Here is a 7,476-nt window from a genome sequence, read left to right on the forward strand (position 1 = left end):
ATTGAATAAAATAGAGAATTCCTTATTTTATTTATCTTTATCGCATTTATAATTTAGAAAAAAGAACGAGTGCGACGAACACATTTGTGGAAGGTATTTATAGGGGCTATAAGGAATCTGTATTTCACATCATCCCCTAGAATTGGTAAATTACTTCTAAAGGAGAGAAAAATCATGAAAGAAAATAAGTTATGGAAACTATTTACCTCAACCTTTATGCTGAGTGCTTTTACGTTTGGCGGAGGATTCGTCATTGTATCACTTTATAATAAAAAATTTGTAGAAGAATTGGAATGGCTGGAAGAAGAAGAAATGTTAGATATTACAGCAATCGCCCAATCCAGTCCCGGTCCGATCCCAGTAAATGCTAGTGTGATTTTAGGGTATCGAATGGCTGGAATTTTAGGGAGTATCGTTGCCATCCTTGGAACAATCCTTCCCCCGTTTGTCATTATCTCGTTAATTTCTGTCTTTTATACTCAATTTAAAAGCAATCAAATCATCGCGATTGCTTTGCAAGTCATGCGTGCAGGCGTAGCCGCTGTTATTTTAGATGTGGTTGTGGATCTTGGAAAACATGTATTAGATACGAAAAACATTGTCTACATCGTTGTTATGTTGTTGGCGTTTATCGGTACATATTTCTTTAATGTAGGCGCAATGTACATTATTTTTACTTGTCTTGCGATTGGCTTAGTGACCGTTTATTTGGACTTGAGAAAGGAGAAAGACAATGGGACTTCTGTGGACTCTATTCGTTAGTTTTATACAAGTTGGGCTTTTCAGTGTAGGTGGGGGTTATGCTGCCATCCCATTGATCCAGGAACAAATTGTCAACACTCATCAATTAATGACAATGTCTGAATTTACAGACTTGATTACCATTGCTGAAATGACACCTGGTCCGATCTCAATCAATTCCGCAACCTTCGTTGGACAACGAGTCTATGGTACGATTGGAGCAATAGTTTGTACCATTGGCGCTATTATTCCAGCCTTTATAATTTGTTTGACACTTGCTTATTTTTATTATAAATATAAAAATTTTTCAGGCGTTCAAACAGTATTAGGGGCACTTCGCCCTGCTGTAGTAGCATTGATTGCTAGTGCCGGAGCTTCCATTTTGGTTTTGGCTCTATTTAACACAGATTTCACGCAAGCAACATTCAGTCAATTCAGATGGTTGGAGTTTGGACTATTTATCGCCGGGTTCTACATCCTTCGAAAAAAGAAGCCCAGTGCCGTCAGTGTTATTCTCGGAACTGGCGTAATCGGAACCCTTCTGCAAGTCGCTTTGAATGCAATGTAATACACCTTTAATCAAAGGATCTTTTTCAACATCTTTTCGATAAATGGCTCGAATGGAGCGTGGACAATGATAGTCAGCAAAACTTAGTCTTTCTAGGTTTTGCTTTTTTTGTGCCTCTTCAAAAGCAAACTTTGACAACACAGCAAATCCATATTGATGCTCAACAGCCTGTAGAATGGTATCCAGATTCGTTGCGCTAAAGACAACTTTTGGATGAATTTTTCTCTCTTTCAAATCCAGTTCAAATTGATTCCGACGATGGCTACCTTCTTCTCTAGCAATCCAGGGAAGCAAATTTAAATCCTGCAACTGGGTAATTGGCTGTTCAATGGGATAATCCGCACTTAAAACAGCGACTAACTCGTCTTCTTCCAGATCAACTTGACAAACTCTTGAAGATTCAACAATACCCTCTACAATCGCAATGTCCAAATGATTTGCAAGAATGGCTTCTTCAATACTTTCTGTATTAGAAATCATTATATCAAAATGAAGATTTGGCATCGTTGTTTTCACTACTTGTAAATAGTTATCCAATAGATAATGTCCTACTGTCACACTACTGCCAATACGTAAAGAACGTTTTTGCGAAAACATTTGTTGATTCATTTCATTTAAATCATGAATAATTTTTCGCGCAAAGTGTCCAAGTTACTTCAAACAGGGGTTAATTGCAGACCTTTTGACGTTCGATAAAAAAGTTTTGTACTAAAGTAATCTTCTAACTTCATAATCATCATAGAAACATTTGGCTGTGAAGTAAATAGATGTTCCGCTGCTCGGGACATCGTTTGATGATCAATTACAGCGATAAAGGTTTCTAACAATTTAAAATTCATTTAATTTCCTCCAACTTTGTATCCATTCAATCCATTGTATTAGAAAAAGTACTCCCAATTGAAATGAGAGTACTTCATTATAACAAACTAATCGGTCTCAGACATCTCTTCTTGATAGTCTTCTTTTGACATAAATTCTTCTTGATTCGATAATATTTCCTCAGGTAATGGAGCTTCTTCGATTTTCTGTTGATTGATTTTCTTCGTTAAGAAACCACCACGAATATACTTTTCTTCGGATGAATAATAAAAAGCAGTCGGGTTAAGTTCATCAATTTCTTTATAAAGACGTGCTTCTGTAGAACGCGGCGCGATAACTGTTAAGATAAGCCGTTCTCCATCTCGTCCATAACCCGATTCTATTGTCACACCATACCCTATTGATCGAAGATTGTCAGCAAGTGAGTGATCGACGGTATTTGTAATAATATGAACCACAGAGTAGCCTAGGGCCAAACGGTCTTCAATCATCATTCCTGTATAAATTCCCACGCCAAATCCTAAAGCATACGCAACCAAGTAAATAGGATTTGATAAATATTGCATGACCATCGATAAACCAACCGTGTAAATAGTCACCTCAATAACCGCAATTAAGGGAGCCACTTTACGATAACCCCGCATCGTCAAAATGACCCGAATCGTGTTTAATGTGATATACAATAAATTAATCAAAAAAATCTGACCCAGCAATAACCAATTCATAGATAAATGAGCTTCCTTTCTTTTAACCATTGTTAAACTAACAAAAACAAATTTTTCATACAAGAAAACAGATCCAGAATAAATCAAATTATTCATTACCTAAGAAATCGATTCTCTTTAGGAAAAGGAGCAACAACGATTTGATCTAATTCATATTATAATATTTTATCATTTTTTACTAGATTTTCTATAATATTAAGTTTATATTTGGCAAATAAGTTCTGGTAAAGCTTTAAAATAAATCCATATTAAAAAAGTACTCCCTTAAAGGAAGTACTTTTATGAGATCTATGTGTTTTATTTACTCTCCAATTACACGTACACGTTCACTGTCTTCGATATATTCTTTTTCTCCAGGATCGCCTTCAATAGAGCCAAATGGCATTTGAGCTTGCATTTCCCAGTGCTCTGGTAGTCCTAATAATTCTTTAACCGATTTATCAAATCCTTGTTCATAACCAACATTCATATGCTGTAATGTTCCACCTAAGCCCATTTCCGTTAAAGCTAACCAAGTAGCATATTGGACATTGGCGTCGTTATTTTGTTTGTAAACTTCTACTCTCGAAGGACTTGTTGGCATTTCTCTTACTGCTTCAAGATCTTCAAAAAAGATAATCGTTCCAACGCCATTTTTAGCACCTTCCATAACACCAGACATTCTTTCCCACATGTCACCTTGTAAAACGTCTTTTTGAACATCTAGGATGTGATCCCATAATTCAACGTTTTTATCTCCAAATACGAAGGCGACTCGAGTAGTTTGGCTATTACTTGCTGAAGGAACTTCTCGAACAATTTTAGTAATACGCTCAACAATTTCTTCATTTGTTAAGTCCGTATTATTTCCAATCACATACTGTGAACGACGATTTTTAGTTAATTCTGTTAATGCTGACACTTAATCATTCTCCTTTTAAATTATAAATTATTCTTTATTTCTTAAGTACAGTAATTATTATATCATCTAGTTATCTCGAAATCAAAGTAAATATCTCGAAGCAGAGGTTTATTTGCTTTAAAAATATATTTACGAGTCTTTTATGCTTTTAATTTACCATACCAATTTTACTTTGGAGTATTTTATTATATCTTTAAATAGTTTCCTATACATTGAGTTTGTAACACTCGGTACTGGAATAAATATTTTTATTCATTAGGTTAAAAATAAGCTTCAAAAAAATGTTAGATACCCTTAGCTGCTACAGTCATTTTTTTAGACTTTAAGCTACCTATTTACTTATTTTCAAAAATAGTTTTCAATATCTTCAATCGTTTGGATTTTATCTACTTGGTTGAGTCTTTCACCATTAGGCCGGTTGATAAAAGTAATATAAGATTTATGGTAGCTCTCTTCCCTCAATAAATTCATTAATTCTAAAATGGTCTCATCTTTTATTTCACTTGAATTCACGAAAGATATCTCATGGATAAACTCTGTATCTGCTTGATCCACTCGATCCTTCAATGTGGACTCCACAAATACTAGATCTAACTCTTGTATTTTTTCAATTAAATCTTCATCAAATTGATGATTTAATTTAGCAGCAGTTAACGTAGAATTTAGTCGATCAATCACTTTTCTATCTTCCTCATAAGGAATTTTTATCTCTGCTTCTTGTTCTGTAATCGAATGCTCTGCCTCTCCTTGAGCTTCATAAGAACGATAAGCTTTGACAGGTAGCGTTAATTCTAATTCAACGGTTGTATCAATATTTTCTAAAATTTCCTCAGACAAGTCAGTTAGCAACTGATATATTTCTTCCCCATTGAAAGTTTCATTTTCCGATTCGATTTCAAAGTTAATCAATCGAATACCTTCATTATATAATTTATATTCATGACCTTCAGTTGCCTTCTCAACTTGAATTCCCATTTCAAGTAATTCATCTAATTTATTTTGGTAAGTTTCACTGCGTTCTCTAAGTTGTTCATCTTTTCTTAAAATATAGTTATTATTTCTTAAAGCTAATTCACGATTATTCACCCAGCCAGTCATCTCTGTAGAAATAGAATCTCCTACTTCAATCTCTACATCATAATTTTTCCCGTTAAAGGCTCTATCTAAAGCATAAACTATAAAAGGTACATTTACTTTTTCTTTTTCTATTGAAATCACATTCACCTCTGTAGTATTATATCCTTCATCTAAATATCCAGCGGTAGCTTCTTCAATTTTTGTTTCAGTAGAACTACAACCTGTCATGAATAAAATAGCAAAAAGCAATGTGAAAAAACGCTTCACTACATCCACTCCTCTTTAGTTGTTTGTGGCAATATAAAAATACAGAAGATTGCAACGGAAAAGTACATAACCTAGAAATAAAAAAAGGCCTTGTTAGCCTCCCAATAATCCTCTAAAGTTTAAGTTACGACGCTTAACTTGGAGGTAGAAAAGGATGCTAACAATGACCGACATTAAGACTATCAAAAATCTACGGAATAATCACGATAAATCAATCAATGAAATTTCTGATACCTTAGGTATCAATTGGCGCACAGCTAAAAAATATGCGGATAATGCAATCCTTCCTGAAGAAAAGATACCGAAAAAATCAGGGATGATGTACGATGAAGGATGGGGAGATATCGTTTCCTTATGGTTAGAAGAAGACTATCGTCTTACTAAAAAGAAACGAAGAACCAATAAAAATTATTATAAATCATTAAAAGGTCTAGGTTTTTTAGGATCTTATCGGACCGTTTGTAATTTTGTGCAGGAATGGAAAAGTACACATCATAATGATTTGCCAAGTGCTGGCTACGAACGCTTGGAACATCCCCAAGCTGAGGCTCAACTTGATTTTGGAACGATGGAAGTTGAACATGAAGGGTCATTTAAGGACGTTAAGGCGCTAGTACTGAGTACACCCTATAGTAATGCCGGATTCGCTGTAGCTTTACCAAGCGAAAACCAAGAATGTCTATTAACGGGGATGAAACAACTTTTTAACCAAATGGGTTGTGTGCCTCGCAAAATTCGAATTGATAATATGACAACGGCTGTTGTTAAACCAAAATCAAAATTTGAGGATCCCATCTTAACGGATGAATTCCAACAGTTTGCGATGCATTATGGGTTTGAAGTACAGGTTTGTAATCCTGCTAGTGGACATGAAAAAGGTAGTGTGGAAAATAAAGTCGGCTATGTGAGATATAACTTCTTCTCGGAGACACCAAAAATGAAAGACTTTACTTCTCTCAATCATGATTTAGAAGAAAAAATGATTGAGAAACGTCAAGAAAAGCATTACGAAAAAATACAAATAATTGAAAGTTTGTGGCAAGAAGAAAAACAAGTTTGTCTGGCATTACCTGATGAAGATTATCCAGTATTTAAAGAAATTATGATACGCGCCAATAAACTAAATGAAATCAAACTGGATAATACTTTCATACATATTCATAATTCATGGCGCCATGGTAACTTATATGCTTATCTCACGTGGGATAAGTATCGTATTGTCACTCAAAATGGAGAATTAATCCAGGAGGATTTCCGTTCATATTTATATAAAAAACGAGCGATTGACTGGCATACAATCCTTAAGGATTGGAAACAACGTTTATCTAAAATAACTTATTCTCGTTATTGGAAATATCTTCCTGGTAGGATTCAAGCGTATTTAAGAATTGATGATTTCCGATTACTTTATCAAAGAATTAATCGATTATTGGAGTTACTTGTAAATCACACGATGGTAGAAGTAAACGAACGGTTCTATGAGCTCGTTACTGAAGAAAATGAAGAAAGTATTAGTGATGTGAATTGGCAAGGATATGATGCCTTGACGCATTCTCCTTCTAAGGAGGTGAGCGTATGAGTCATACCCTAGAATCGGTTTGCCAAGAATTACGATTAAGTCGTGTACCTAGTCTTATTGATTCAATTGAAGATTCAAATAAAGAAGAATGGTTACTTAAATTATTGATTCATGAAGTAGAGGCAAAGGAACAGCGACGAATCCAGCGTTTAATTAAACAGGCAAAGTTTTCAAATCATAAGACATTGGAAATGTTTGAATGGCATGATCAAATTCGCGTACAAGATAATCAGACGAAGGAGCAGTTAACTTCATTAGACTTTATTCAGTCAAATCAGAATGTTGTCTGTATTGGTGCCCCAGGCACCGGAAAAACGCACTTAGCGAGTGCACTTGGTTACAAAGCTTGCCAAGAAGGTATTGAAACAAGATTCTGGCGTGTTAGTGATCTTGTCATTGAGTTAGAAAAGGCATGGAAAAATGGACAACTAGAACGATTTAAGAAGCGATTTAATCGTGTTCAACTGATCATTCTGGACGAGATGGGCTATGTACCGTTTAATAAAAATGGTTCAGAATTACTTTTTCAACTGATAAGTGATTGGTATGAGACAAAAAGTATTATCATTACATCAAATTTAGAGTTTAGCAGTTGGAATAAAGTATTTATCGATCCGCGCCTCACATCGGCGCTGGTGGATCGCCTTATTCACCACGCGCATATACTAACCTTTACAGGAGAAAGCTATCGTTTGAAAAATGCTTTATCTAAAATAGAATAATTAAATGGAAAATATTGGGTGGCAACATTGTGTACTTTTCGTTGCAAAACTATGTACTTCTCTATTGCAAAACACAT

9 protein-coding genes are annotated in these 7,476 nt (G+C 34.8%); 4 read left to right on the forward strand and 5 right to left on the reverse strand.

The features are described from left to right. Window positions 1-174: 174 nt before the first annotated feature. Both BUB96_RS08505 and BUB96_RS08510 read left to right on the forward strand, forming a co-directional pair. The gene (locus BUB96_RS08505) at window positions 175-762 is read left to right on the forward strand and encodes a chromate transporter (protein ID WP_073298445.1); all 588 of its coding nucleotides are present in this window, start codon (window positions 175-177) and stop codon (window positions 760-762) included. Next, the gene (locus BUB96_RS08510) at window positions 734-1,309 is read left to right on the forward strand and encodes a chromate transporter (RefSeq protein WP_073298446.1); all 576 of its coding nucleotides are present in this window, start codon (window positions 734-736) and stop codon (window positions 1,307-1,309) included. Before BUB96_RS08505 ends, BUB96_RS08510 begins: the two co-directional genes overlap by 29 nt. On the opposite strand, the gene BUB96_RS08515 is transcribed toward BUB96_RS08510, so the two are convergent. From BUB96_RS08515 to BUB96_RS08535, 5 genes are all read right to left on the reverse strand, one after another. Continuing rightward, a complete protein-coding gene (locus tag BUB96_RS08515) occupies window positions 1,196-1,918 on the reverse strand; it encodes a LysR substrate-binding domain-containing protein (protein ID WP_073298447.1) in 723 nt (240 codons plus the stop codon). The two genes, BUB96_RS08510 and BUB96_RS08515, sit on opposite strands and share 114 nt — an antisense overlap. Window positions 1,919-1,965: 47 nt before the next feature. Continuing rightward, the gene (locus tag BUB96_RS08520; protein WP_073298448.1) at window positions 1,966-2,148 is read right to left on the reverse strand and encodes a LysR family transcriptional regulator; all 183 of its coding nucleotides are present in this window, start codon (window positions 2,146-2,148) and stop codon (window positions 1,966-1,968) included. Between the two features lie 87 nt (window positions 2,149-2,235). Continuing rightward, on the reverse strand, window positions 2,236-2,853 hold the full coding sequence (locus BUB96_RS08525; protein ID WP_084137066.1) for a DUF2179 domain-containing protein: 618 nt from the start codon (window positions 2,851-2,853) through the stop codon (window positions 2,236-2,238). A 301-nt stretch (window positions 2,854-3,154) separates the two neighbouring features. Beyond that, window positions 3,155-3,754, reverse strand: coding sequence for a nitroreductase family protein (locus BUB96_RS08530; RefSeq protein WP_073298450.1), 600 nt, complete (start codon window positions 3,752-3,754; stop codon window positions 3,155-3,157). Window positions 3,755-4,099: 345 nt separating this feature from the next. Then, window positions 4,100-5,098, reverse strand: coding sequence for a hypothetical protein (locus tag BUB96_RS08535; RefSeq protein WP_073298451.1), 999 nt, complete (start codon window positions 5,096-5,098; stop codon window positions 4,100-4,102). A 163-nt stretch (window positions 5,099-5,261) separates the two neighbouring features. Between BUB96_RS08535 and istA the strand changes: the two genes are divergently transcribed. After that, the gene (istA, locus tag BUB96_RS08540; RefSeq protein ID WP_200789046.1) at window positions 5,262-6,677 is read left to right on the forward strand and encodes an IS21 family transposase; all 1,416 of its coding nucleotides are present in this window, start codon (window positions 5,262-5,264) and stop codon (window positions 6,675-6,677) included. Beyond that, window positions 6,674-7,399 carry an IS21-like element helper ATPase IstB gene (istB, locus tag BUB96_RS08545; protein WP_073297469.1) on the forward strand — a complete coding sequence of 242 codons (726 nt, stop codon included), beginning with the start codon at window positions 6,674-6,676 and terminating at the stop codon, window positions 7,397-7,399. Before istA ends, istB begins: the two co-directional genes overlap by 4 nt. The last annotated feature ends 77 nt before the right edge of the window (window positions 7,400-7,476 follow it).

Origin of the sequence: Atopostipes suicloacalis DSM 15692 (genome assembly GCF_900129085.1) — a bacterium.
Classification (GTDB): Bacteria; Bacillota; Bacilli; order Lactobacillales; family Carnobacteriaceae_A; genus Atopostipes; species Atopostipes suicloacalis.